Annotated in this window: 21 protein-coding genes; 10 read left to right on the forward strand and 11 right to left on the reverse strand. The window is 66.2% G+C overall.

Going from position 1 to position 23052, the window contains the following annotated elements:
- Positions 1 to 19 precede the first annotated feature (19 nt).
- Together CFB40_RS17280 and CFB40_RS17285 are read left to right on the forward strand one after the other, a co-directional pair.
- The gene (locus CFB40_RS17280; RefSeq protein ID WP_089426610.1) at positions 20 to 1150 is read left to right on the forward strand and encodes a 2-aminoethylphosphonate--pyruvate transaminase; all 1131 of its coding nucleotides are present in this window, start codon (positions 20 to 22) and stop codon (positions 1148 to 1150) included.
- A 96-nt stretch (positions 1151 to 1246) separates the two neighbouring features.
- Positions 1247 to 2635, forward strand: a complete 1389-nt coding sequence (locus tag CFB40_RS17285; RefSeq protein ID WP_089431858.1) for an FAD-dependent oxidoreductase — start codon at positions 1247 to 1249, stop codon at positions 2633 to 2635.
- Positions 2636 to 2752: 117 nt separating this feature from the next.
- On the opposite strand, the gene CFB40_RS17290 is transcribed toward CFB40_RS17285, so the two are convergent.
- Positions 2753 to 3481, reverse strand: coding sequence for a phosphonate utilization associated transcriptional regulator (locus tag CFB40_RS17290; protein WP_089426612.1), 729 nt, complete (start codon positions 3479 to 3481; stop codon positions 2753 to 2755).
- 206 nt (positions 3482 to 3687) lie between these two features.
- Positions 3688 to 5862 carry a phosphocholine-specific phospholipase C gene (locus tag CFB40_RS17295; protein WP_089431859.1) on the reverse strand — a complete coding sequence of 725 codons (2175 nt, stop codon included), beginning with the start codon at positions 5860 to 5862 and terminating at the stop codon, positions 3688 to 3690.
- 228 nt (positions 5863 to 6090) lie between these two features.
- On the opposite strand from CFB40_RS17295, the gene CFB40_RS17300 reads away from it, so the two are divergent.
- Complete coding sequence (locus CFB40_RS17300; RefSeq protein ID WP_089426614.1) at positions 6091 to 7008, forward strand: LysR family transcriptional regulator; 918 nt, start codon at positions 6091 to 6093, stop codon at positions 7006 to 7008.
- A gap of 95 nt (positions 7009 to 7103) precedes the next feature.
- On the opposite strand, the gene CFB40_RS17305 is transcribed toward CFB40_RS17300, so the two are convergent.
- The gene (locus CFB40_RS17305; protein ID WP_089431860.1) at positions 7104 to 8744 is read right to left on the reverse strand and encodes an L-lactate permease; all 1641 of its coding nucleotides are present in this window, start codon (positions 8742 to 8744) and stop codon (positions 7104 to 7106) included.
- 420 nt (positions 8745 to 9164) lie between these two features.
- Here CFB40_RS17305 and CFB40_RS17315 point away from each other — a divergent pair, with 420 nt between their 5' ends.
- Entirely contained in the window at positions 9165 to 9476 is a 312-nt protein-coding gene (locus CFB40_RS17315) for a DUF4148 domain-containing protein (RefSeq protein ID WP_089431903.1), read from the forward strand.
- Between the two features lie 102 nt (positions 9477 to 9578).
- Here the strand turns inward: CFB40_RS17315 and gshA are convergent, their stop codons facing one another.
- The 3 genes from gshA to ada all read right to left on the reverse strand — a co-directional run bounded on the left by gshA (position 9579) and on the right by ada (position 13786).
- Positions 9579 to 11192: a glutamate--cysteine ligase gene (gene gshA / locus CFB40_RS17320; RefSeq protein ID WP_179255282.1), complete on the reverse strand. Its 1614-nt coding sequence runs from the start codon at positions 11190 to 11192 to the stop codon at positions 9579 to 9581.
- A 546-nt stretch (positions 11193 to 11738) separates the two neighbouring features.
- Positions 11739 to 12698, reverse strand: coding sequence for a DNA-3-methyladenine glycosylase family protein (locus CFB40_RS17330; protein WP_089431863.1), 960 nt, complete (start codon positions 12696 to 12698; stop codon positions 11739 to 11741).
- Positions 12695 to 13786 carry a bifunctional DNA-binding transcriptional regulator/O6-methylguanine-DNA methyltransferase Ada gene (gene ada, locus CFB40_RS17335; RefSeq protein ID WP_046544148.1) on the reverse strand — a complete coding sequence of 364 codons (1092 nt, stop codon included), beginning with the start codon at positions 13784 to 13786 and terminating at the stop codon, positions 12695 to 12697. Before ada ends, CFB40_RS17330 begins: the two co-directional genes overlap by 4 nt.
- Before the next feature lie 431 nt (positions 13787 to 14217).
- On the opposite strand from ada, the gene CFB40_RS17345 reads away from it, so the two are divergent.
- Complete coding sequence (locus CFB40_RS17345; RefSeq protein ID WP_089431864.1) at positions 14218 to 14631, forward strand: VOC family protein; 414 nt, start codon at positions 14218 to 14220, stop codon at positions 14629 to 14631.
- A 21-nt stretch (positions 14632 to 14652) separates the two neighbouring features.
- Here the strand turns inward: CFB40_RS17345 and CFB40_RS17350 are convergent, their stop codons facing one another.
- The 3 genes from CFB40_RS17350 to speG form a co-directional block, all read right to left on the reverse strand.
- Positions 14653 to 15207 carry a YaeQ family protein gene (locus CFB40_RS17350; RefSeq protein ID WP_039364653.1) on the reverse strand — a complete coding sequence of 185 codons (555 nt, stop codon included), beginning with the start codon at positions 15205 to 15207 and terminating at the stop codon, positions 14653 to 14655.
- Positions 15208 to 15396: 189 nt separating this feature from the next.
- Positions 15397 to 15744: a surface attachment protein Sap1 gene (gene sap1, locus CFB40_RS17355; RefSeq protein ID WP_011353606.1), complete on the reverse strand. Its 348-nt coding sequence runs from the start codon at positions 15742 to 15744 to the stop codon at positions 15397 to 15399.
- Positions 15745 to 16231: 487 nt separating this feature from the next.
- Positions 16232 to 16789 carry a spermidine N1-acetyltransferase gene (speG, locus tag CFB40_RS17360; RefSeq protein WP_089426678.1) on the reverse strand — a complete coding sequence of 186 codons (558 nt, stop codon included), beginning with the start codon at positions 16787 to 16789 and terminating at the stop codon, positions 16232 to 16234.
- A 138-nt stretch (positions 16790 to 16927) separates the two neighbouring features.
- On the opposite strand from speG, the gene CFB40_RS38675 reads away from it, so the two are divergent.
- From CFB40_RS38675 to CFB40_RS17375, 5 genes are all read left to right on the forward strand, one after another.
- Positions 16928 to 17098 carry a hypothetical protein gene (locus CFB40_RS38675; protein ID WP_039364617.1) on the forward strand — a complete coding sequence of 57 codons (171 nt, stop codon included), beginning with the start codon at positions 16928 to 16930 and terminating at the stop codon, positions 17096 to 17098.
- Positions 17099 to 17233: 135 nt separating this feature from the next.
- Positions 17234 to 17482, forward strand: a complete 249-nt coding sequence (locus CFB40_RS17365) for a DUF2795 domain-containing protein (protein ID WP_089426620.1) — start codon at positions 17234 to 17236, stop codon at positions 17480 to 17482.
- Positions 17483 to 17591: 109 nt separating this feature from the next.
- A complete protein-coding gene (locus tag CFB40_RS17370) occupies positions 17592 to 18950 on the forward strand; it encodes a GGDEF domain-containing protein (RefSeq protein ID WP_089431865.1) in 1359 nt (452 codons plus the stop codon).
- Between the two features lie 162 nt (positions 18951 to 19112).
- On the forward strand, positions 19113 to 19235 hold the full coding sequence (locus CFB40_RS39095; protein ID WP_256976788.1) for a hypothetical protein: 123 nt from the start codon (positions 19113 to 19115) through the stop codon (positions 19233 to 19235).
- Positions 19236 to 19451: 216 nt separating this feature from the next.
- Complete coding sequence (locus tag CFB40_RS17375; protein ID WP_089431866.1) at positions 19452 to 20003, forward strand: sce7726 family protein; 552 nt, start codon at positions 19452 to 19454, stop codon at positions 20001 to 20003.
- Here CFB40_RS17375 and CFB40_RS17380 read toward each other — a convergent pair.
- Together CFB40_RS17380 and mnmE are read right to left on the reverse strand one after the other, a co-directional pair.
- Positions 19948 to 21084 (reverse strand): beta family protein, encoded by a 1137-nt coding sequence (locus tag CFB40_RS17380; RefSeq protein WP_256976790.1) that lies wholly within the window; start codon positions 21082 to 21084, stop codon positions 19948 to 19950. The genes CFB40_RS17375 and CFB40_RS17380 overlap by 56 nt on opposite strands.
- A 429-nt stretch (positions 21085 to 21513) precedes the next feature.
- The gene (mnmE, locus tag CFB40_RS17385; protein ID WP_089431905.1) at positions 21514 to 22908 is read right to left on the reverse strand and encodes a tRNA uridine-5-carboxymethylaminomethyl(34) synthesis GTPase MnmE; all 1395 of its coding nucleotides are present in this window, start codon (positions 22906 to 22908) and stop codon (positions 21514 to 21516) included.
- Positions 22909 to 23052: the final 144 nt, after the last annotated feature.

The following is a 23052-nucleotide window of genomic DNA, read 5'->3' on the forward strand; positions in this document are numbered from 1 at the left end:
ACTTCATCAAGGAGACACCATGACGCTCGCCGCCCAGCCCATCCTGCTCACCCCTGGCCCCCTGACGACCTCCGACACCACGCGCGACGCGATGCTGCGCGACTGGGGGTCGTGGGACAGCGACTTCAACGCGATCACCGCGCGCTTGCGCGAACGCCTGCTGCAGATCGTGCACGGCGAAGGCACGCACGAATGCGTGCCGCTGCAAGGCAGCGGCACGTTCTCGGTCGAAGCGGCCCTCGGCACGCTCGTGCCGCGCGACGGCCACGTGCTCGTGCCGAACAACGGCGCGTACTGCCAGCGCATCGCAAAGATCTGCCGCGTGCTCGGCCGCCAGCTGACGACGATCGACTACAGCGAGGATCGCCGCGTCGATCCGGCCGACGTCGAGCGCGCGCTCGCCGCCGATCCGACCATCACGCACGTCGCGCTCGTGCACTGCGAAACGGGCGCCGGCGTGCTGAACCCGCTGCACGACATCGCGCAGGTCGTCGCGAAGCACGGCCGCGCGCTGATCGTCGACGCGATGAGCTCGTTCGGCGCGATCGACATCGATGCGCGCACGACGCCGTTCGACGCGGTGATCGCTGCATCCGGCAAATGCCTCGAAGGCGTGCCGGGGCTCGGCTTCGTGATCGCGAAGCGCAGCGCGCTCGAACGCTGCGAAGGCAACAGCCACTCGCTCGCGATGGACCTGTACGACCAGTGGGTCTACATGCAGCGCACGACGCAGTGGCGCTTCACGCCGCCGACGCACGTGGTCGCGGCACTCGACGCCGCCGTCGCGCAATACGTCGACGAAGGCGGGCTCGCGGCACGCGGCGGCCGCTACCAGCGCAACTATCGCGCGCTGATCGACGGGATGCTCGCGCTCGGCTTCCGGCCGTTCCTCGATCCGGCGATCCAGGCGCCGATCATCGTCACGTTCCATGCACCGGACGATCCGAACTACGACTTCAAGCGGTTCTATCAGGAGGTCAAGCAGCGCGGCTACATCCTGTATCCGGGCAAGCTGACCGAGGTCGAGACGTTCCGGGTCGGCTGCATTGGCCACTTCGGCGAAGCCGGCATCCCGGGCGCGGTCGCCGCGATCGCCGACACGTTGCGGGCAATGGGCGTGCGTCGCGTGTCGGCGGAAGCGGCCGCCTGACGTGACGTGATGTAACCCGCCGCATGCACGTTCGCATGCGGCGGCCGTCTTTTTTCGGGCCGTGCACGGCACGGCCCCTTTTCGACGAACCCTCCCATGCGACCCTTCTGGATCGAACAAGCGCTGTTCAACGACGGCGATCTCGCCCCCGCACTGCAAGGTGCGACGCAGGCCGACGTGTGCATCGTCGGCGGCGGCTTCACCGGGCTCTGGACCGCGATCCAGGCGAAGCAGCAGAACCCCGCGCTCGACATCGCGATCGTCGAGGCCGACCTGTGCGGCGCCGGTGCGAGCGGTCGCAACGGCGGCTGCCTGCTCACATGGTCCGCGAAATTCCTGACGCTGCGGCGGCTGTTCGGCGAAGCCGAGGCAATCCGGCTCGTGAAAGCATCCGAAGCGGCCGTGCAGCACATCGCCGATTTCTGCCGCGCGCACGACATCGATGCCGAGCTGCGGCTCGACGGCACGCTGTACACCGCGACGTCGCGTGCGCAGGTCGGCACGCTCGCGCCGGTGCTCGACGCGCTCGCCGCGTGCGGCATCCATAGCTACGAGCCGCTGCCGCCTGCCGAGGTCGCGCGCCGCTCGGGGTCCGCACGCAATCTCAACGGTGTCTACTCGCCGATCGCCGCGACGGTGCATCCCGGCAAGCTCGTGCGCGGGCTGCGGCGCGTGGCGCTCGCGATGGGCATCCGGATCTACGAACGTACGCCGATGCTCGACTTCACGCCCGGGCAGCCGGCCGTCGTGCGCACGCCGTCCGGCAGCGTGCGCGCGGGCAAGCTCGTGTTCGCGATCAACGCGTGGATGGCAAGCCGCTTCCCGCAGTTCGAGCGCACGATCGCGGTCGTGTCGAGCGACATGGTCATCACCGAGAAATGCCCCGAGCTGCTCGAGAAAACCGGGCTCGTGGACGGCGTGTCGGTGCTCGATTCGCGGATCTTCGTCTACTACTACCGCACCACCGCCGACGGGCGGCTGATGCTCGGCAAGGGCGGCAACACGTTCTCGTGGCGCAGCCGCATCGCGCCCGTGTTCGACCAGCGCTCGCCGTACGAGGCGCAACTCACGCAAAGCCTGCGCGAGTTCTTTCCGTCGCTCGCGGGCGTGCCGGTCACCGCGAGCTGGAACGGGCCGTCGGATCGCTCCGTCACCGGCTTCCCGTTCTTCGGCCGCCTCGACGACGCGCGGAACGTGTTCTACGGCTTCGGCTACTCGGGCAACGGCGTGGGGCCGACCTACATGGGCGGGCAGATCCTGTCGTCGCTCGTGCTCGGCCTCGACAACGCATGGACGCGCAGCCCGATCGTGCGCGGCCCGCTGGGCCATTTCCCGCCGGAGCCGATCCGCTATGTCGGTGCGCACGTCGTGCGCAATGCGATCCGCCGCAAGGAGCGCGCGGAGGACGAGAGCCGGCCGCCGGCAGTTGTCGACGCGTGGCTCGCGAAATTCGCGAGCGCGGCGGGGAAAGCCGACAAGGCGTGACGATGCGTCGACCTGCGGGACCTGCATGACCTGAAGACGCAATGAAAAAAGGGACGCGGCGAAGCGTCCCTTTGCGTTGTGCCGTGCGCGGCACCCCGCGCGGGCCTTGCCGGGCGCTTACGCGCGCACGGTCTTCTCCCGCGCCGCCTTCCCCGCCGCCGGCAGCCCCTGCTCGTGCGTGCGGCGCATACGTGCGAGGCCGTGCGTGACGTGCTCGCGCACGAGTGCCACCGCCTGCTCCTCGTCGCCACCCGCGAGCGCCTGCACGATCTTGTCGTGCTCGGCCGCGGACACGGCGATTGCATCCTCTTCGGCCTCGATTGCCGCCTGGCGCAGCAGGCCGAGCTGGCGCACGAGCCGGCGGTAGGTATCGGTGAGATGCGTATTGCCGACGCCGACGACCATCGCATCGTGGAACTGCACGTTCAGCTCGGTATAGCGCGTGACGTCGTGCGTCTTCGCGGCGTCCTTCATCGACTGGATGATGCCCTTCAGCACCTTCAGCGTGTCGGGCGAGATACGCTTCGCGAGCGCGCGCGCGACCGACTCGTCGAGCATCGCGCGCACTTCGTAGATCTCCTCGGCTTCGCGCAGCGGCACGACGCGCACCGTCACGCCGCGGTTCTTCTCGTTGCGCAGCAGGCCGGCCTGCTCGAGCGCGCGGAATGCTTCGCGCACGGGGCCGCGCGACACGTTCAGCTTGGTCGCGATCTCGACTTCGTTGAGCTTCTCGCCGGGCGCATATTCGCCGGAGACGATCGCGCGCTCGAGCATGTCCTGGACGATCATCGCGAGCGACTGGCTTTGCAGGAGTTCGATAGCGCTGAGCGCGTTCGGGGCTGTCATGGTCGGGCAGGCAGCAAGGCTGCGGTAGAGAACGAGGGCGCCATATCGGCGAATGATCCTTGTATACCCTCGGCCCGTCACATTGTCAACAGTTTTCAGTTTCCAAAAGCCAATTCCGCCTGCCGGAATGCAACCGACGTGCAACCGGCAGGCCGCGGCCGCGCGGCGGGCTGACCTCACCCGCCTCGCGCGACGCGCGGCAGCCGTCAGGCCGTCGGGTGCTTCACCGGCCCCGGATCGCTTTGGCTCGGCCGCCCCGTCTCGACGTGGCCCGCGAAGCGGCGCACGACCTTGTCGTCGCCGCCGCGCAGCGTCGTCGCGGTGATCGTCAGATCGTACCAGCCGTGGCTCGACGACAGCTCGAAGTGATCCTCGATGCGCTCGCCCGGCTCCAGCGTGTAGGTCCGCGCATGCTTGTGGCTGTATGCGTTGTCGACCGTCACGCGGCACGTCGCGCGCCCGCTGTTGCGCAGTTGCAGGTACACGTGGCGGTTGCGCACGTCGTAGCCGATCCGCGCTTCGGGGTTCGCGTGGCGGCCGTCCGCCGCGAGCCGCGTGTTGCCCTGGAACTCGCACAGATAGCCGTTCGGGCCGTAGGCCGCGAGATGGTAGTCGCCGCGCGCGGCTGACGTGTTCCACGTGTCGACGAAGCGGTCGTGCGCGGACACCGCATAGCGGCGCGGCGGCGTCGTCGGGTTGCGGCGGTCGTACACGTAGAACGCGGCCCCTGCGTCACCGGTGTTCGCGAAGTCGAGCGACACGCTGTCGTCGTGCCCGCTCACGCGGCTGTGCACGAACAGCTCGTACGGCAGCGCACGTGCCGGACGCGTGCCGGGCTCCTGCGTCGGCATCGACTGCTGCGCGGGCACCTGGTACGCCTGGCCGGCCGTCGCGATGTGCTGCGGCACCGTGAAGCTGACCGTGCGCGTGTCGGGGCGCGCGGAAAAGTCGAAGGCCGACGTCAGGTCGCCGCAGATCGACCGGCGCCATGCGCTGATGTTCGGCTCCTTCACGCCGAAACGCGCTTCGAGGAAACGCAGCACCGACGTATGGTCGAACGTCTCCGAGCACACCCAGCCGCCCTTCGTCCACGGCGAGATGATGATCAGCGGCACGCGCGGCCCGAGGCCGATCGGCTGGATGCCGCCCGGGTCGGCGCCCGGCACGAGCGGGCTCATTTCGCCCGGGTACTTGTTCAGGTCGAGCAGCTCGTCGCCGAGATTCGACAGCAGGTTCGACGACACGATGCCCTGGCCGCCCACGCCGCTCGTGACCGGCGGCACCGGCGGCACGACGTGGTCGAACAGCCCGTCGTTCTCGTCGTAGTTCAGGATGAACACCGTCTTCGCCCACACTTCCGGGTTCGACGTGAGCGCCTCGAGCACCATGTTGATGTAGAACGCGCCGTCGGTCGGCGACGCCTGCGGGTGCTCGCTGTACTTGTACGGCGACACGATCCACGACACCTGCGGCAGCCGGTTCGCCTGCACGTCGGCCTTCAGCTCGGCGAGCGTATGGTCCGACGCGCCCTTGTCGACCAGCGGGCCGCTCGCGCCTTCCTTCACCTGGAAGCGCTTGAAGAACATCAGCGAGTTGTCGGTGTAGTTGTCGGTCGGGTCGCCCGGGATGCCCGTGCCGCCCTGGTACACCTTCCAGCTGATCTTCGCGTTCTCGAGGCGTTCCGCGTAGGTCGTCCACGTGTAGCCGTTCACGTCGTCGCGCTCGCCGATGCCCGGGCCGTTCGGCGGGTTGCCGTAGATGTTGCGCGGGTCGACCGTGCCGGTCCACAGGTAGATGCGGTTCGGTGCGGTGTCGGCGTGCGCGGAGCAGAAGTACGAATCACAGATCGTGAACGCGTCGGCCAGTGCGTAGTGGTACGTGAGATCCTGGCGCTTCAGGTAGCCCATCGTCAGCACGTCCTGCTTCTGGTTCACCCACTGGTCCCACTGGCCGTTGTTCCAGGACAGGTGGCCGCTGCTCCAGCCGTGGTTGGTGCCCGGCTGGAATTCGGTCGTCTGCTTCGGATCGAGGTAGAACGGCAGCACGTACGGCGCCGACGGATCGAGGCCGCGCGAATGGTAGTTCTTCGTGAACACCGACGCCGGCGGCTGCTGCCACACCGGTGCACCGCTCGGCAGCAGGTGCGGGCGCGGGTCGTTGAAGCCGCGCACGCCGCGCAGCCCGCCGAAATAATGGTCGAACGAACGGTTTTCCTGCATGAAGATCACGACGTGTTCGACGTCGCGGATCGTGCCCGTGCGATAGGCGGCCGGCATCGCCAGCGCATTGCGGATCGCGGGCGGGAAGCCCGCGTAGGCGGCCATCGCGCCGGCCGACTGCGCGGCGAGGCGCAGGAAATCGCGTCGATTGTTCGAGGACATGAAGAGAACCCTGTTGTCGGTAGAAATGGGGGCGCCAGTCGAGCGGGGCCGGCGGTTTGCGTCGCCGTTATTACCCCGCATCGGCGTGTCCCGCCCGTGACCGGTTACCGCAGGTTTCTTTGGGTTACCCACAGGAATTTTTTCGAAGCGGCGCACGACGCGCCTTTCATCCGGCCGACATACGCGTGCGCTACGCTGACGCGCGATACAGAGGGGAGAAGCCGAGTCGTGTTCGATCAGCTGAAGGCGTTCCACGCGACCGTCCGGCAGGGCAGCATCACGCGCGCCGCGCGCCACCTGGGCGTGAGCCAGCCGACGATCGCCGCGCAGATCCGGCAGGTCGAGCAGGTGTACGGCGTCGAGCTGTTCTACCGCAGCGGCCGCAAGCTCGAAGTCACCGAGACGGGCATCGAGCTGCTGCCGCTCGTCGAGAAGATGATCGCGCTCGAGGCGCAGGCCGACATCATGCTGCGCAACGTCGGCGGCCTGTTCGAAGGCCACCTGCGGATCGGCGCGACGGGGCCGTACTACATCATGGACGCGGTCGGCCGCTTCTCGAGCGCGCATCCGTCGATCGCGCTCACGTGCCGGATCGGCAACTCCGAGGAGATCCTGCAGGCGCTGCAGGAATTCCGCATCGATCTCGCCGTCTCGTCGCAGCGCAACGATGCCGACGGCCTCGAACGCAAGGTGATCTCGACCGACCCGCTCGTGCTCGTCGTGCATCGCAACCATCCGCTCGCGCGCTTCGACGCGATCGAGCCGGCGCAACTCGCCGACGTGCGGCTGCTGATTCGCGAGGAAGGCTCGGTCACGCGCCGCTGCACGGAGACGATTCTCGAGGCGGCCGGTGTCGCAGCCGTCTCGGTGGCCGAGATCGGCAGCCGTGAAGCAATTCGCGAAGCGATCCTGCACGGCGTGGGCGGCAGCCTGTTTCCGCTCGGCGAGGCCGAACGGCATCCGGATTTGCGCGTGATCGCGCTGCGCGGCGTCGACACGACGATCGACGAATACGTGTACTACCTGAAGGCGCGCCGCCAGAGCCCCGCGATCGACGCGTTCCTCGCCTGCATCCTGCCGGCCGGCAGCGGCACTGCCGGGACGGATGAAGCAGGACGAACGGCGCGGCGGGCGAACGCACGCTGAACTGCCGCGCGTTCGCCGGTTCCGCACGTGACTGGCGCTTCTCCCGCGCCTTCCCTCGCTTTTCCTCGTGCCTTCCTTCTGTCGTCGCGCTCACCTCACTTCGGCAGTGCCGGAATCATCCACGTCAGCACGTGCTGCTGCAGGAACACCAGCACACCGAGCAACAGCGTGAGAATCACGCTGTGCCAGAAGGTGCGCGCGAACACGACACCTTCCTGTCCTTTCAGGTCCGTCGTCGATACCCCCGTTGCGATGTTCTGCGGCGAGATCATCTTGCCCATCACGCCGCCCGACGAGTTGGTCGCGGCCATCAGCACCGGATCGAGGCCGAGCTGCCGCGCGGCGACGACCTGCAGGTTGCCGAACAGCGCATTGCCCGACGTGTCGCTGCCGGACAGGAACACCGCAATCCAGCCGAGCGATGCGGACACCAGCGGGAACAGCGCACCGGTCGACGCGACCCCGGTGCCGAGCGTGTAGCTGATCCCCGAGTAGTTCAGCAGGTACGCGAGCCCGACGATCATCATCACCGTGACGATCGCGATCCACGTTTGCCGCCAGGTCTTGACCACGCAATCGAAGAAATCGCCCACGCCGGTGCGTGTCAGCGCGGCCGTGATGATCGCCGAGAGCAGGATCGCGGTGCCCGTGCCGAGCGGCTGGAAGTCCCAGATCGCCGCATACGGCTTGTGATACAGCGACACGAACACCGCGTTGTGCAGGCCCGGCCACTTGATCTTCACGTCGCCGATTGCCGCGATGTTCGCGTGCACCCATACGATCACGACCACCGACACGACGAGCCACGGCAACCAGCCGCCGAAGCCCGCGCGCGCGGCGCCGGCCGTTGCCGGCACGCTGCGCGCGAGCGCGTATTGCGGATCGGGCTGCGGCTTCCACAGCTGCAGGAAACCGATCGTGACGATCAGCGACGTGAGCGACGACAGCACGTCGGTGAGCTGGTAGCCGAGGAAGTTCGACGTGACGAACTGCGCGATCGCGAAGCTGCCGCCCGACACGAGCAGCGCGGGCCACAGCTTCGAGATCGAGCGCAGCCCGCCGTACGCGCCGACCACGTAGAACGGCAGCAGCAGCGCGAAGAACGGCAGCTGGCGGCCGACCATCTGCGCGAGGGTCGCGGGCGGCAGCGACGTGACCGCGCCGAGCACGGTGATCGGCACGCCGAGTGCGCCGAACGCAACCGGCGCCGTGTTGAACAGCAGCGTGTAGGTGAGCGCTTCGAGCGCGGGGAAGCCGAGCGCGATCAAGAGGGCGCTCGTGATCGCGACCGGCGTGCCGAACCCCGAGATCCCTTCGAGCAGGCAGCCGAACGAGAACGCGACGACGAGCAGCACGAGGCGGCGGTCGTCGGGCAGGTTGTCGAGCATCCACTGCCGGAACTGGTCGAAGCGGCCCGACTTCACCGCGATGTTATACAGCAGCAGCGCGTTGAAGACGATCCACATCACCGGCACGACCGCGAGCGCCATGCCCGCGCCGACCGCGTTGAACGCGAGCCCCGCCGGCATCCCCCATGCGCCGATCGCGACCGCGAGGCCCGCGACGAGCCCGGCGAGCGACGCCTGCCAAGCGGGGCGGCGCAGCACGCCGAGCGCGATCAGCGCGACCGCGATCGGGATCGCGGCGACGAGGAAGGACAGCAGCAGCGAGTGGGCGACCGGCGTCAACGGCTGTGCGAAGACGATGCCGGGCGGTAGGGCGTCGGTGGGGTTCATCGTGTCTCCAGAGTCGACCCGAGCTCGCAACGGGATGCCCCGGGTTCGGTACAAGGCGATGTCCTGCGGTCACGACAACAATCAGGCGCTTGCGCACGCAACGACGTTGCACGGCCAACCGATCAGTCGCTTAAAAGAGGTTAGGAGGCGCGCGGCGCTTGTACAAGGGGGACAAGCCCGATCCGTGCCGACCCGATATGGGCCAGCCGCCGCATGCTGACCGGCAGCGGGCAACCCGCTGTCGTATTCGACAGAAAGCCCGCCGCGAGCGGCTCCCCCGCGCAATGTTGCACATGCGGCAAAGGTGCCTGACGACGCGCGGGATGTTTCGTTTGGCGTCCGAAGCCTAGACTGGTCGCATCGATTCCGCCCGCGCCGGCCACGGCAGGCACGGCGCCGGAACCTCACGGAGTGAACACGATGAAGACGATGAAACGGGCGGCATGCGCCTCGGTGCTGATCGGCGCGGCCTTCGCCGCTCACGCGCAGGCCGCGTCGACGCTGACGCGTGCCCAGGTCCGCCAGGAACTCGTGGAGTTGCAGGCCGCCGGCTACCGGACGAGCCTCGCGAGCAGTCCCGACTTTCCCGACCACATGCAGGCGATCATGCGCCGTGCCGCACAGGCACGCGGCGAGGACACCGGCTACGGCAGCGAAGGCGGGGCAAACGTGGAATCGGGCAAACCGGCGCTGCCGCACGCGATCGACCGCGGCACCTACGCGCATCACTGACGGCAGATTCGACCGGACCGCGCGCACAACGGTGCGCCGTGACCAGCGACGGAGAGACGCATCGCGCACCGCGCCGACCGACGCGATGCACGTGCGCAGACATCACACGCTGAAGCGGTTCAGCGTATAAGCGCGATAGGCGGCGACGAACGCGTCGAACGATCCGGCCTCCTTCGCTTCGAGCTCGGCCTGCTCGGCCAGCGATTTCGCGGCGAGCGCCTGCTCGGTGCGCAGCGTCTCCGCCGACGGCGGACGCGCACGGAAATGCGCGGCATGCGCTTCGCTCTGCGCCAGCGCGAACCCGAGGAACGACTGGCCGCGTTCACGCATCGTGCGCAGCACGCGCGCGGACGGCGTGCGCTCCGGATCGGCGAGCTTCTCGCGTTGCGCGGCGATTGCGCGCACATGCTCGTCGCCGCCGCGGATCTCGTCGAGACGACGACCGGCGGTTTCGATATCGGCCATCAGGTCGTCCGCCCATGCCTGCAGCGTGACCGGCTGGCCGTCGCGCTGCAGCGTGAGCCCCGGCTTGCGCCCTTCCATCGTCACGCTGCCGAAGTTCGCGTTCGCTTCCTTGTACGCGGGGCAGTCGAGCGCCGGGCTCTCGTCGAGCGCGCACGCGAGCAGGAACGCGTCGATGAAGCGCGCGGTTTCCAGTGCGATGCCGGTCGGCTCGAACGGATCGATGTCGAGACAGCGCACCTCGATGTACTGCACGCCGCGCGACGCGAGCGCATGCAGCGGCCGCTCGCCCGAATACGTGACGCGCTTCGGCCGGATCGTCGAGTAGAACTCGTTCTCGATCTGCAGCACGTTCGTGTTGATCTGGATCCACTCGCCGTCGCGATGCGTGCCGATCGCCTCATACGCCGGATACGGCTCGCTCACGGCCTTCGACAGCGCGTCGAGATAGCCGGGCAGCGTGTTGTAGTCGACGTGCAGCGCGGCCTGGGCAGTCGTGTTCGAGTAGCCGAGATCGCTCATCCGCAGGCTCGTTGCATACGGCAGGTACAGCGTATCGGCATCGAACGTGTCGAGCTTGTGCGGCTTGCCGCGCAGGAACTTCGTGTCGAGCGCGGGCGACGCGCCGAACAGGTACATCAACAGCCAGCTGCGGCGGCGGAAGTTGCGGATCTGCGCGAGATAGCGCTCCGACTGGTAATCGACGAGCGTGGCCGTCGAGCCCTCTTCCGCGTGCAGGCGCCGCCACACTTCCTCGTGCAGCGAGTAGTTGTAGTGGATGCCGGCGATGCACTGCATCGTGCGGCCGTAGCGATACGCGAGACCGCGCCGGTACACCGTCTTCAGACGGCCGATGTTCGACGTGCCGTAGTTAGCGATCGGGATCTGGTCATCGGCCGGCAGCAGGCCGGGCATCGAGTCGTTCCACAGCATCTCGTCGCCGAGCGACGCATAGACGTAGCGATGCAGATCGTCGAGACGCTCGAGCGTGATCGCGGCGTCGCCTTCCGCGGGCGTGATCAGCTCGATCAGCGCCTCGGAATAGTCGGTCGTCAGCGCCGGATGCGTGAGCGCCGAACCGAGCGCGCGCGGATGCGGCGTGAACGCGATCATCCCGTCGCGCGTCACGCGCAGGCTTTCCTTTTCGATGCCGCGCAGGCCGTCGGGCAGATGCTGCCGCGTCGGGCCCGAGCTCAGCGCGTCGAGGCGATTCAGCAGCAGTTCGGACTGGCGGTGAGTCATGGTGTTCGACATGGAGACGCAAGTGCGTGACGGCCGCGCGCAGAACGCCGCGCGCGGCCGGCTGGATTGTTGGTCGCTTCGTTGGTAGCGGGCACTTTAACATCTCGCCGAAACACGCGCTTGAGGTGGCGCGGGGCACGGTGTGCGGGCCGGAGCGGGCCGCCGGGCGGGCCGGTCACGGCGGTCGCCGCATCTGCGACCGGTTCCATGCGGCGGCAACGGGCACGCCGGTTATGCGAATTCGTCGGACGGAACGTGATGCGCGAACGGGTGGCGGCAGGTGCAACCCTGCCGCTGAACCGATCGCGGAAAGCGGGGTGAGTGGGCATCGCGCGTACGGCATCCGGCCGACGACGGATGCGCTGAATTGCCGTGACGGCCGGTGCGGTGTCCGGTGTCCGGTGTCCGGTGTCCGGTGTCCGGTGTCCGGTGTCCGGTGTCCGGTGTCCGGTGTCCGGTGTCCGGTGTCCGGTGGTTAGCCTACGCAGGTCGGCATGACCTGCGCAACGGGTTGCATCGCGGCCTCGCCAGGTCGCACCCGGCCGCGGGCCACAGCGATCACCCGCCGCGCGCGCCGCCCGCCCGGTCGGCCACCTCATTCCACAAATGCAGCGCCGCGTACGCGCGCCACGGCCGCCAGCCTTCGGTGCGGTGCTTCTGGGTCGCGAGCCGGTCGAGCGCCGGATCGCGTGCGGCGATCGACTGCATCAGCACAAGATCGGAGGCCGGCCACGCGTCCGGATCGCGCCATGCGCGCATCGCGATGTATTCGACGGTCCACGGGCCGATGCCGGGCAGATCGAGCCACGCACTGCGCAGCGTCGCGAGATCGGCGTGCTCGCGATCGACCGGCACGTCGCCGGCCGCCACCGCGCGCGCCACGCCCGTCAGTGCCGCCACCCGCTTGCCGGGCATCCCGATCTTGTCGAGATCGCACGCGGCCAGCGCATCGGGCGTCGGGAAACGCCACGCGGGCATGCCGTCGTCCTCCTGAACCACTCGTTCGCCGGCCCGTTCGACGAGCCGGCCGACGATCGTCGTCGCGGCCTTCACGCTCACCTGCTGGCCGACGATCGCGCGCACGGCCAGCTCGAACCCCGACCATGCGCCCGGCACACGCAGCCCCGGCGCGGCCTCGACGAGCGGTGCAAACCACGGATCGCGCGCGAGCCCGTTGCCGATGGCGGCCGGATCGGCGCCGAGATCGAACATCGTCGCGACGCGCATGGCGAACGCATCATCGACATGGCGCGCGACCGCGCCTTCGACCGTCGCGACCAGGCAATGCTTGCGCGGATGTTTCGCGACCGTGAGCCGGCCGGCATCGCCGTGCAGGTCGACGATGCGGCGATACACACCGTCCGCCACCTGCTCGACACCCGGAATCGCGCGCCCGCTGAAGAAGCGCAGCACGCGCGCCCAGTCGTAAGGCGCATTGAAGCGCAGTTCCATTTGCGCGGACGGCGGCACATGGCCGCCGTTCACGATGGAGGTGATGGTTGTTTTTGCGATGCTCAAACTGCGCTGCCCTCCGCAACGGATTCGGTTTGATCGTCGTGCACATGACGCGCTTCGGATGCGAGCAGCGTCGCCTTGCGGCGCACGCCCCAACGATACCCGGAAAGCGCGCCGCCCTTCTGTACGACGCGGTGGCACGGGATCGCGAGCGCGACCGGGTTCGATGCGCACGCGGATGCAACAGCGCGCACCGCGCGCGGCGCACCGAGCGCCTCGGCGATCTCCGAGTAGCTGCGCGTTTCGCCGTACGGAATATGCGTCAGCGCCTCCCACACGCGCTGCTGGAATGCGGTCGGCGCGATGTCGAGCGGCAGGTCGAACGCGTGCCGTGTGCCATCCAGATACGCGCGGATCTGCGTGACGAACGGCGCGAGCCGTGCCGACGCTTCGACCAGCTCGGCACGCGCGAACGCATCCTTCAACTCGCCGACGAGCGCGGCCGGCTCGTCGCCGAACGCGATCCGGCAGATGCCCTGCTCGGTCGCGGCGACGAGCACGGTGCCGAGTGACGTCGATGCGGTCGCATAGTCGATCCGCAACCCCGCGCCCTGCCGGCGAAACGCCGACGGCGCCATCCCGAGCTCGCGCGGCACCGACGCATAAAGCCGCGACGGGGAGTTGAAGCCCGCGTCGACGGCCGCCTGCGTGACCGGCTGCCCGCTTTGCAGCGCCTGCCGCAGCGCCGCGCCGCGCTGCGCGGCCTGGTACTGCCGCGGTGACACGCCGACCACGCGCTTGAAGAGCCGCTGAAGGTGAAACGGGCTCACGTGCACGGCATCGCTCAACTGCTGCAGCGTGAGCCGTTCGGCATGCGCGTCGAGCACCGCGCACGCGCGGTTGACGATCTCGAGCTCGCGCGGCAGCCCCTCCGGCTGGCAACGCTTGCAGGGCCGGAAGCCGGCCGCACGCGCAGCGGCCGTATCGGCGAAGAAGGACACATTTTCGCGACGCGGCAGCCGCGACGCGCAGGTCGGGCGGCAGAACACGCCGGTCGTGCTCACGGCGTAGAAGAACGCGCCGTCCGCATGCGGATCGCGCTCGGTGACGGCGCCCCAGCGGGCATCATCGGTCGGATAGGCGGTTTTCATCTGAACCTCGCACTCTCTAGTGTAGATGGTGCCTACTCTAGACATCGGCACGTGCCGTCGCGCCCTGAATCTTGCTCTGTGATTCGCTCCGGATAATCGGGTCGCATCAACTGAAAATAAATCCGACAAAACGCGCGCGCCGGCTGTTCCGGCGCGGTTTTCGTCATTGTCCCGTCACCATTTTGCTGCAGTGCGGATGCGACAAATCGCCGTCCTGACGTTTTTTTGCATTCGGAATATTGCGTCGCACCATCGCCGTGTGTATAGTTGGAACTGTCTCCTCCATGTCTCCTCCTGATATGGATTAAGCCCGTTCCGCTCTGCGTGAACGGGCTTTTTTTCGTCCGTCGATTGTGCCGCGTTCCGGCCGGCGGCGCAGGCGCGATGCGTCTACACTCGATGCTCGTGGACTGCGAAGGAGAGCCTTGCCCATGAAACCGACCATCCGCGCGATCGATCACATCGTGCTACGCGTGACCGACATGGCCGCGATGACGCGTTTTTACTGCGACGCCGTCGGCTGCCATGTGGAGAAGGAACAGCCCGATCTGGGCCTCGTGCAACTGCGCGCCGGCGACGCGCTGATCGACCTGCTGACGGTCGGCGGCCCGATCGACCGTCCCGACAGCGGCCCGCCCGGCACGGGACGCAATCTCGATCACCTGTGCCTGCGCGTCGAGCCGTTCGATCCCGACGCGTTGACCGCCCATTTCGCCGCGCATGGCGCGCGGCCGGGCGCGCCTGCGGAGCGCTACGGCGCCGGCGGCTACGGGCCGTCGATCTACCTGTTCGACCCCGAAGGCAACATGCTCGAATTCAAGGGGCCGCCGGCCGCGATCGGCTGAACGCGGCCGGCACGCGGGCCGTCACGCGTCCGCGCGCGCCTTCAGCACCGTCCACTCGACCGCCACCGGATCGTGGTCGGCGCTCGAGATCCACGCGGCGCCGTCCTGCACCGTGCATTGCAGGCGCATCGTGCGCTCCGCGAGTTTCCCGAGCGCGGCCGCGACACCGTCGTTCAGCGACAGCACCTGCACGTTGCGCAGCCGCTCGACCTTGCTGCGCACGCCCTGCCACCAGATATCCGACGTCTTGCCGCCATATGCGATCACCGTGACCTGCCCGGCACGGCCGGCCGCCTTCGAGATGCGCCGCTCGTCGGGCTGGCCGGCTTCGATCCAGACGTCGATCGCGCCGGTCAGGTCTTTCTGCCACAGATCGGGCTCGTCGACGTCCGACAGCCCCTTGCAGAATTCGAGCCGCTCGTGCGCGAACAGCGCGAACGCGACGATGCGCACCATCATCCGGTCGTCGGTTTCGGACGGATGGCGCGCCACCGTCAGCGCGTGATCGGCGTAGTAATGCCGATCCATGTCGGCGATTTGCAGTTCGGCTTTGTAGATCGTGGATTTCAGCGCCATGCGGAGTCGGCCCGGGCGGGCATTCGGTTCGGTCGGGCCGTGATGATACCGAATGCGGGCCGTGCGGCGCGTGTCATGCGCCACCCACAGCGCAACGGCCCGGCGTGGGCCGGGCCGTGTTCGGTTCGCGCCGCCGGCTCATCGGGCCGGCGCGCTCGCGCGTCGTGTGACGGCGCGGTGAATGGACGGTTACTGCTTGACGAAGCGCGAATCGGTCCAGAGACCCTGCTGGTCGCTGTTGTCGGCGCTGACGAACTGCACGTCGCCCTGGTCGACCGACACCACGCGGAAGCGCTGGCCTTCCGGCACCGACAGGCACCGGTAATCGTCGAAGTATTGCTGCTTCGCCTGCGACTTGCCGTCACGTTCGTGACTCAGTACGGAGTCCAGATTGTCTTTCGACAGGCAGCCCCATGCGTTCTTCGTCAACTGGATTTCCTGCTTCGGCTTGACGGCCGAATCGCCGCCGGCTTGGGCAATCGACACCGCGCAAAATGCGCCGACGAGGGCAAAAAGGATACCGGTACGTTTCATCATGTTCTGTCTCCAGGCTTGCGGGCACCAGGCTTGGGTTAGCTATGTGTTTAAAGGTGATCGTGAACCCGCGTTTTTCACTTTAGAAGACCGGCAAGCGATAGCAAGCACATTTGTTGTGCGACCGCAATAGCGGCGGATTGTCGCACCCCGTGCGCAGCCTGTTTTTCTCACCCCGCGCAGACATGCCGACGCGCACTGCCCGACGCACAGGCTCGCGCCGCCGGACGGAAAGCGTTACTCAGCAAGACTTTCATCAAAGTTACAATGCGGCGATTGAACGGTTTGGATAATCCATTTCGCTATCCGGATCATTTTGATGCGCTGCACATAAAGTCATCCGAAACGATTCGACTTTACCGCAACGCGGAATCGCATTTACCTGATACAAGAAAAATGCCAGGTATAAGCGCATCCGTATTTATCCGTACTTCGCCCCATGGTTTCAGCGCCCGCGAAAGCCCGCCGCAAGCGCCTTTCGCCAGCGTGTTTACCCTGCCTTATTCTGGGTAGCTTGCTGGCGTTCGAAATAATCGCGCTGAAAAATGCACATGCGATAAGCGTTGTGATACGCGCCGTTTCCGAAAAATTCTTCCTTCAATTCGGCCTCGTGCTGGAATCCGCATTTCTCGTACACGTGAATCGCCGCCGCATTCGACGTATCGACGATCAGGTACAGCTTGCGCATGTTCAGCACCTTGAACGCATATTCGATCGCAAGACGCGTCGCCTGGCCCGCATAGCCGCGCCCCTGGCGTTGCGGCGCGATGATGATCTGGAACTCGCCGCGTCGATGGATGTAGTCGAGCTCGATCAGCTCGACGAGGCCGACCAGTTCGTCTTGCGCATCGACCGCGACGAAACGGCGCTCGCGCTGGTCGTGCACGTGGCGGTCGTACAGTTGTGACAGTTCCGAGAAGGTTTCGTACGGCTCCTCGAACCAGTAGCGCATGATCTTGGCGTCGTTGTTCAGCTCGTGGACGAAGCGCAGGTCCTGGCGCTCAAGCGGCCGCAATGCGAGCGTGTTGGTATCGTTCTGGAGTTGCATGTTCATGTCCTTTTTGATGCCGGCGCACGTGCGGCAAGGCCGCATCCGGGCCTGTTTCGCACTGTAAGAAGTTGAACGCGGGCGAAGTTCAGAGCCTAGAATGGGAGCAAGGGTTCCTGCCACCGCAAGGAGGCTATCGTGTTCGAGCAAGTCATACTCGGAATATTCCTCGTGCTGCCGCTCGTGATCGTCGCGGCGCTGTTTTCCGACGAACTTTGGCAGGAACATCGGCGCCAGCATCCGCGCGACGAAAACGCACCGCACATCGACTGGAAGCATCCGTGGCGCCGCGTGCGACGCGGGCATTGAGTCGATTGCCGTTCATCCGCGAGGCGTGCCGGCCCGGCCGCCCTGGCATGTGAATGCGTGACGTGCCCTGTCAAGCCCTCGAATTTCGCCTCGATCCGATTCCCACTTGATCCGCTCACCCCGCGAGACGCCGCCGTGAACGACCTGCCCGCCCAACCTCCGCACGACATTCCCAGCGAAACGATCGACCTGCAGATCGCCGACGTGCTGGCGGCCGTCCGCTACCCGGCCAACAAGGATGCGATCGTCGATGCCGCGCGCGACGCCGGCGCCAGCAACGAGGTGCTGTCGATGCTCGACGGCCTGCCCGAACAGGACTACGCGGACGTCAACGCCGTCACCCAGTGGGTCGCCGGTAACTTCGGTCCCGGCCTCGGGGTTTGAGCGCGCACCCATAACGCGATAGGATCAGGCCGCACCGGTCGCGCAGCGGCCGGTTGCCTGTCGCCCGGCGCAAGACCGGGTGTTTCCGCCTACGTGCCCGGGGAACTCCATGGAAGGCATCCTGATCCAGCACACGACACGCCGTCAGCTCTGGTTCGGCGCCCTGACGGCGCTCGTCATCGTGCTCGCGCTCGGGATCGCCGCGCCGCACACTAACGTCGAGCTGCCGGCCGTCGAGCCGTTCATGCCGATGTGCGCGCTCACCGTGTTCACCACCGCGAGCATCGCGGCGTTCTTTCTCGGCGCGCAGTTCACCGTGACGCGCCAGCCGGTGCTCGGCGCGCTCGGCGGCGCCTACGCGTTCACCGCACTCGCCGTCGCATTGCAGCTGCTCACCTTTCCAGGCGTGTTCGCGCCGCACGGGCTGTTCGGCGCGCAACCGCAAAGCGCCGCGTGGATGTGGATCTTCTGGCATGCCGGCTTCCCCGGTTTCGTGATGGTCGCGCTGCTCGCGCGCGAGCGGCTGGCGCGCGCCCCGATCGGCGCGCAGCAGACACGCAGGTGGACGGTCGCGCTGATCGGCGGGCCGGCTGTCGTCGCCGGGCTACTGTGCCTGTTTGCACTGAACGTGTCGCTGCCGCCCGCGTTTCATCCGCCGGGCGACGCGGCCGTGCTGCCCGTCAACGCCGTCGCGCTGATCGTGTGGCTGCTCAATGCGCTGGCGCTCGTGGCCGTGCTGGCCACCGGCCGGCTGCGTACGACGCTCGACCTGTGGCTCGCGATCGCGGTACTCGCGTGCCTCACCGACACGACGCTGAACCTGATGAGCACCCATCGCTTCACGGTCGGCTGGTATCTCGCGCGCGTGTTCAGCATGTTCACGCCCGGCGTGCTCGTGTGCGTGCTCGCGTGGGAAGTGACGATGCTGTACCAGCGGCTGTTCGAGGCGCACGCGACGCTGATCCGTTCGTCCGCACGCGACGGCCTGACGGGCGCCTTCAACCGCATGCATTTCAACGATCATTTCCACACGCTGTTCCTGCAGGCGCGACGGCAAGGCGAACCGCTGTCGCTGCTGATGGTCGACGTCGACCGCTTCAAGGCGTACAACGACGCGTTCGGCCACGTGAAGGGCGACGCGTGCCTGATCGCGGTCGCGAATGCGCTGGCTGGCGCGGTGCGGCGGCCGGCGGACATGGTCGCGCGTTACGGCGGCGAGGAGTTCGCGATCGTGCTGCCGAACACGGGGGCGCGTGGGGCGCGGCTGGTCGCCGAGGAAGCGCGCGAAGCGGTGCTGCGGCTCGATCTCGCGATGCCGACCGCACCCGCCGGACGCGTGAGCGTGAGCGTCGGCTGCGCGACCGTGTCGGCCGACGATCTGTCGACGCCCGATGCATTGATCGAAGCCGCCGATGCCGCGCTGTATCGTGCGAAGGATACGGGGCGAAACAGAGTCGTCACCGCCTGAAAACGTCTGCGGTTTCAGGGATTCTTCGGGGATTTGTTACGGTCATTGTGACCGGAATAATCCGCCGTTACGGATTGCGAAGCAGGGAAACGATCGCTTACAGCCTGGGCCGGAGCCGCTCGCTATGCTGGGTTTCATATTGAACCCATGCAGGTGAACGCGATGAAGAAGACCCTTTTGCTGATTGCCGGTGTCGCCGTGCTGTTGAGCGGCTGTATCGTGGTGCCAGATGGTGGCGGGTATTACGGGGATGGGTATTACCACCATCATCGTCATTGGGATTGAACGTCCGGCCTCGCATCGACGGGCATCCCCATTTCGTCATCAGGCTTGATACCGACGCAGGATCGGCCTGATGACAGCGACAACAAAGGCCCCCCCTGCCCGTGTTAACATGCCCCGCTGCATATCGATTCAAGGGCCTCCATCGTGGCGAAATTTTCAACCGGCAATCCAACGCCTCGTATCGCGACACGCGATCGCGACGTTCGAACCGCTGTCATGAAAAAGGTCCTTGCACAGCCGCTGTCGAATCCCAACGTGCTCGTCGTAGAAGAGCTGGGGCTCGAGCACGGCGCATGCAGGGTCGACATCGCGGTGATCAATGGCGTCATTCACGGGTATGAGCTCAAAAGCGATACCGATACACTGCACCGTCTCCCGCTGCAGATCGACGCCTACTCGCGCGCGCTCGACAAGGCGACGCTCGTCGTGAGCGAACGGCACTTCGTCGAAGCGACGAACCTGCTTCCACCGTGGTGGGGCATCAAGGTGTCGCATGTCGGCCCGCGCGGAGCGGTTCACGTCGAGACCGAGCGCGCCGCGTCAATGAACCCCGACATCTCTCCCTTCCATGTCGCCCACCTTCTGTGGCGTGACGAAGCGCTGGCCATTCTGGAAGCCCTTGAAACCGACAAGAAGGCGCTGCGCGGCAGCAGACAAGCGCTGTATACGCTGCTCACGCAACACCTTTCTCCGTCGTCGCTCCGCGCGCAGGTCAGGGAAGCGTTGAAGCGCCGAACAAGGTGGCGACATCCCTCACCACCTTCGTGACATGATGGTTGCTCCCGACCATCGGCCAGGTTGATGCGCCGCCGGTACTTCCCGTGCCGCTCGCGCAGTGCTCGATGAATTGATCGCCGTGTGAGTAAGCGCCTCCCATGAAAATCGGAGGGCTGGCGGACACGATGCTCCGGCAAATGTCCGCGTACTGTGCGCGCCCATGTTTCTTGACCTGCACGCCCATCGCGATGAACCACTTATCGTCGATGGTGTACTTCACCTTTGCAGTCGGATCGAGCATGCGTGGATCGATGAGTTCGGTCTCCGGATGCGCCACGGCGTAGTCGCCGAAAGTCGGCACGCGTGTGCCGGCAGGCAGCATTCCGACAAGTGCTTTGTAGCCAAGCCAGTCATGACGCTTGATCAGGCCGGACGGTCGATACGACGCCGACGGCAAGGTCTGCGGGAACGACGTCCCGGCAATCGTGACGGATCGCCAATCTTCGAGCTTGGGCAGTTGGTCGAGCAACCCCTTCCACACCAATGCCTGCATCTTCGGGCTGGTTGCGATGTCGGCCGCGCAATCGAGTACGAGATCGCACGCGTCTTCTCCTATTCCGATTCCGTCCAGCAACGCATTCACCTCCGCACACATCGAAATACCGAAGTCGTCCGGCGTCAGTCGAAGGCAGGCTCCCCGTCCATCGCGCTCGACAATCGCCCTGACGGCGGCCACGTAAGCTTCGGAACGCCCCAATCCAAACACCGGAGCCGGCATGGCTCCGGCGGCTCGCGCCAGATCGAAGATATGGGCAAGATGATGTGTGCCGCTCTCGACACATGCGTCGCCGTCGATAAAGGGAGAATCGACAAAACACCGTCGCGTGTCCCATTTTTGCTTGAGTCGCGTGCCAAACTTGCTCAAGTGCTCGTCGAGGCTCTTGGCTGGTGCTTCAGCTTCAAAGTCCCACGCCTCCGTCGGCACCTCGAACAACGGTGTCACCCAATCCATGACGGTCGCCGTCAATCTGGACAGCGCAAGATATTCCCCTTGACGCCATTTCAATACTGGAACGTAGTGGTTGTGATCGAACATGCTTTCCTCAAAATAGAACTCGTCAAAGTTGAGCACTCCCGCCACTCCGACACGAATGGCGTCATTTGAGGATTACAGCATCGATTCAATATCGCAAGAGCCGCCACGGGATTTGTCCAATCTGCGCCGGATATCCAAATAAATCGATACCCTAAATTGATACATATTCCGCATCATCGGACAAATACATTGAGAACAATCTGCATCGTCGAAAAGTCATCTTCGCCGTCGCCGCCCGGCGCGTATTGCCAGTCAAAGCATGCCGAGCACATCGAGCGGCTGACACGCAACCCAAGATATTGATTTTTGTCTCATGAAGGATGACGACAAATAGGCAATCAGTCGATTGCATCGGAAAATGTCATAAACCGTATATTTTTATCATCGGCACACGCGAGCACGCTTCATGATCGGCACAAGGGCGTCGCCTCTCAGGTGTTTTATTTTTAAAAATAATACGGCCCTTTATTTCCCGATACAAAACCTGCTGAAAATAACCCCCAGCAGATCGTCCGAAGTGAATTCCCCGGTAATCGCATTGAGCTGTTCCTGCGCGAGTCGAAGCTCTTCGGCAAACAAATCGAGCGACTGCGCCCTCTGCTCCGCATGATCCGCCGCCTGCGCCAGATGCTCCTGCGCGGCCCGCAGCGCAATCAGATGCCGCTCGCGCGCGAGATACACCCCTTCCGCCCCGGCCTGCCACCCAGCAATCCGCAGCAACTCCGCGCGCAGCATGTCGATCCCGTCGCCGCGCTTCGCCGACAGATGCACCTCGGTCAGATCACCTTCCGCCGCCGGATGCTCGACGCACGCCGGCACACCGGTCAAGTCCGTCTTGTTCAGCACACGCACCACCGGCACGCCGCCGGGAAACCGCGCCGCGATCGTCTCGTCATCCGCCGTCATTCCCGTGCGCGAATCCAGCAGATGCAGCACGACATCCGCCCGCTCGATCTCGCTCCACGTGCGCGCAATGCCGATGCGCTCGACCTCGTCCTCCGTCTCGCGCAACCCGGCCGTGTCGATGATGTGCAGCGGGATCCCTTCGACCTGGATCGTCTGCGCGACCTTGTCGCGCGTCGTGCCTGCGATCGGCGTGACGATCGCCAGCTCCGCGCCAGCCAGCGCATTCAGCAACGACGACTTGCCGACGTTCGGCTGCCCCGCCAGCACGACCGACAGCCCTTCGCGCAGCAGCGCTCCCTGCCGCGCATCACCCAGCACGTGCACGAGCTGCGCGCGGATCTTCGCGAGCTTGCCGCGCGCGTCGGCCGCTTCCAGGAAATCGATCTCCTCTTCCGGAAAATCGAGCGTCGCCTCGACCAGCATCCGCAGCGTGATCACGTCGTCGACGAGCGCATGGATCTGCCGCGAGAACGCGCCGTCGAGCGAACGCCCGGCCGAACGCGCGGCGGCTTCGGTGCTCGCCTCGATCAGGTCGGCAACGGCCTCGGCCTGCGCGAGGTCGAGCTTGTCGTTCAGGAACGCACGCCGCGTGAATTCGCCGGGCTCCGCGAGCCGCAGCCCGAAACCGCGCCCCGCATCGAGGCAGCGCTGCAGCAGCAGCTGCATCACGATCGGCCCGCCGTGCCCCTGCAGCTCGAGCACATGCTCGCCGGTGTACGAATGCGGCGCCGGGAAGTACAGCGCGATCCCGCGGTCGAGCGGCGCGCCGTGCTCGTCGAGGAACGGCACGTAGCTCGCGTGGCGCGGGGCGAGCTTCTGCCCGCACAACGCGTCGATCAGCGGCAACGCGGCCGCCTCGCCGCCGCGCCCGAACGACACGCGGACGACCCCGATGCCACCCCGGCCGGCAGCAGTGGCAATGGCGACGATCGGATCGGAATCGGTAGCGAGCATGGGAATCGGATAGATGGGATGAATCGGGTAATCAGCGAATATGGTGCGCCCGCGCAACACTTCGGGAATCGGAACGCCGGCATTGTAGCGTGCCGGCACACACGTCACCGGCCGCCGCGCAGGATTCGGACACGCTCGAATTTA

Source organism: Burkholderia sp. AU31652 (genome assembly GCF_002223155.1).
In the GTDB taxonomy this organism is placed as follows: Bacteria; Pseudomonadota; Gammaproteobacteria; order Burkholderiales; family Burkholderiaceae; genus Burkholderia.

What these genes read in the sequence shown, in the direction of transcription:
- CFB40_RS17280 (WP_089426610.1), top strand. Translation starts at nt 20, where the DNA reads ATGACGCTCGCCGCCCAGCCCATCCTGCTCACCCCTGGCCCCCTGACG.
- CFB40_RS17285 (WP_089431858.1), top strand. Translation starts at nt 1,247, where the DNA reads ATGCGACCCTTCTGGATCGAACAAGCGCTGTTCAACGACGGCGATCTC.
- CFB40_RS17290 (WP_089426612.1), bottom strand. Translation starts at nt 3,481, where the DNA reads ATGACAGCCCCGAACGCGCTCAGCGCTATCGAACTCCTGCAAAGCCAG.
- CFB40_RS17295 (WP_089431859.1), bottom strand. Translation starts at nt 5,862, where the DNA reads ATGTCCTCGAACAATCGACGCGATTTCCTGCGCCTCGCCGCGCAGTCG.
- CFB40_RS17305 (WP_089431860.1), bottom strand. Translation starts at nt 8,744, where the DNA reads ATGAACCCCACCGACGCCCTACCGCCCGGCATCGTCTTCGCACAGCCG.
- CFB40_RS17315 (WP_089431903.1), top strand. Translation starts at nt 9,165, where the DNA reads ATGAAGACGATGAAACGGGCGGCATGCGCCTCGGTGCTGATCGGCGCG.
- gshA (WP_179255282.1), bottom strand. Translation starts at nt 11,192, where the DNA reads ATGTCGAACACCATGACTCACCGCCAGTCCGAACTGCTGCTGAATCGC.
- ada (WP_046544148.1), bottom strand. Translation starts at nt 13,786, where the DNA reads ATGAAAACCGCCTATCCGACCGATGATGCCCGCTGGGGCGCCGTCACC.
- CFB40_RS17345 (WP_089431864.1), top strand. Translation starts at nt 14,218, where the DNA reads ATGAAACCGACCATCCGCGCGATCGATCACATCGTGCTACGCGTGACC.
- CFB40_RS17350 (WP_039364653.1), bottom strand. Translation starts at nt 15,207, where the DNA reads ATGGCGCTGAAATCCACGATCTACAAAGCCGAACTGCAAATCGCCGAC.
- sap1 (WP_011353606.1), bottom strand. Translation starts at nt 15,744, where the DNA reads ATGATGAAACGTACCGGTATCCTTTTTGCCCTCGTCGGCGCATTTTGC.
- speG (WP_089426678.1), bottom strand. Translation starts at nt 16,789, where the DNA reads ATGCAACTCCAGAACGATACCAACACGCTCGCATTGCGGCCGCTTGAG.
- CFB40_RS17370 (WP_089431865.1), top strand. Translation starts at nt 17,592, where the DNA reads ATGGAAGGCATCCTGATCCAGCACACGACACGCCGTCAGCTCTGGTTC.
- CFB40_RS39095 (WP_256976788.1), top strand. Translation starts at nt 19,113, where the DNA reads ATGAAGAAGACCCTTTTGCTGATTGCCGGTGTCGCCGTGCTGTTGAGC.
- CFB40_RS17375 (WP_089431866.1), top strand. Translation starts at nt 19,452, where the DNA reads ATGAAAAAGGTCCTTGCACAGCCGCTGTCGAATCCCAACGTGCTCGTC.
- mnmE (WP_089431905.1), bottom strand. Translation starts at nt 22,908, where the DNA reads ATGCTCGCTACCGATTCCGATCCGATCGTCGCCATTGCCACTGCTGCC.